The 1,146-nt window shown below is 42.5% G+C and carries 2 protein-coding genes; both read right to left on the reverse strand.

What is annotated here, in order from left to right; all coding sequences use genetic code 11:
* On the reverse strand, nucleotides 1-416 hold a 416-nt coding region (locus H5163_RS21425), incomplete at its 3' end, for a reverse transcriptase domain-containing protein (RefSeq protein ID WP_310736660.1).
* On the reverse strand, nucleotides 323-1,042 hold the full coding sequence (locus tag H5163_RS21430) for a reverse transcriptase domain-containing protein (RefSeq protein WP_259399846.1): 720 nt from the start codon (nucleotides 1,040-1,042) through the stop codon (nucleotides 323-325). The genes H5163_RS21425 and H5163_RS21430, both read right to left, overlap by 94 nt.
* Between the last annotated feature and the right edge of the window lie 104 nt (nucleotides 1,043-1,146).

Below are 1,146 nucleotides of genomic sequence, written 5' to 3' on the forward strand. Positions count from 1 at the left end.
TACTGTGTGAGTTTATGAATTTGTAGGGTCATTGAGATCCCCCAGTTGCGGTTAGTGAGCTCCCTGACATTTGCTTTAAATTTCTTTAGCGCCTGTTCGTGGATCTGCACTTGACCGTAGCGGAATGTGAACCCGAGAAATTTCGAGCCTGATACAGGACCGACCCGACTTTTCGATTCGTTCACTTTGAGCTTTAATCGCTTAGTGATGAACGCAGTAATTTCCCGTTGGATTATTAATCCTTCGCTTTTCGTTTTTACTAAAATGATTATGTCATCAGCGTAACGTGCAAACTTAAGGTGTTTGTAGGCTAGCTTCTTATCTAATTCATCGAGTAAAATATTGGAAAGTAAAGGGGATAATGGCCCACCTTGAGGGACTCCTTTGGTTGACTCAAACCACAGACCTGTTCGCACTCTGCTACTCCCGCTCGTAGGTATTTACCGAGTAGGCGCATGAGTGCTTTGTCTTTGATTTTACGACCAACACGATTCATCAGCATGTCATGGTTTACTTCATCAAAGAACTTAGACAAGTCGATATCAACCGCTGTTTTATAACCTTGTTTAATACAAAATAGAACATGGTTCACTGCTTGACTTGCTCTTTTATGAGGACGATAACCATAACTATGTGGTGAAAATTGAGTCTCAAAGTAAGGGCTGATCACTTGAGCAATGGCTTGTTGGATCACTCTGTCGATAACAGAAGGGATCCCAAGCATTCGCTCACCGCCATCGGGTTTGGGTATCATCACGCGTTTGACTGGCAAGGGTTGATAAGTGCCGTTAAGTAATTGTTGTTTAATACCCAGCCAATGTAACTTAGCGAAGTGATTAAACTCTTCAATACTCATATTATCAATACCCGCAGCCCCTTTATTGCGCTTAACATGTTGCCATGCTGCACCAATATTGTGGTTGCTTAGTACCCTTGCCATCAGGTCATGATCTGTTTGGCTATATTCATTCGAGGTATTATTCACAGTAGAACGCTGTTCATCACTATCGCAACACGGTGATCTATGTGAATTCAAGTTCATTTGTAGTATCTCCTCTGGTTAAGATGTTCAGGCCTTCACCATGTCCCCTCTATTACGATGGGCGTTTGGCTACTATGCCGTCTGCTGACTTCTGATAAATCACT

This window comes from Pseudoalteromonas sp. SG44-8 (assembly GCF_014164125.1).
In the GTDB taxonomy this organism is placed as follows: Bacteria; Pseudomonadota; Gammaproteobacteria; order Enterobacterales; family Alteromonadaceae; genus Pseudoalteromonas; species Pseudoalteromonas rhizosphaerae.

What these genes read in the sequence shown, in the direction of transcription:
- H5163_RS21430 (WP_259399846.1), bottom strand. Translation starts at nt 1,042, where the DNA reads ATGAACTTGAATTCACATAGATCACCGTGTTGCGATAGTGATGAACAG.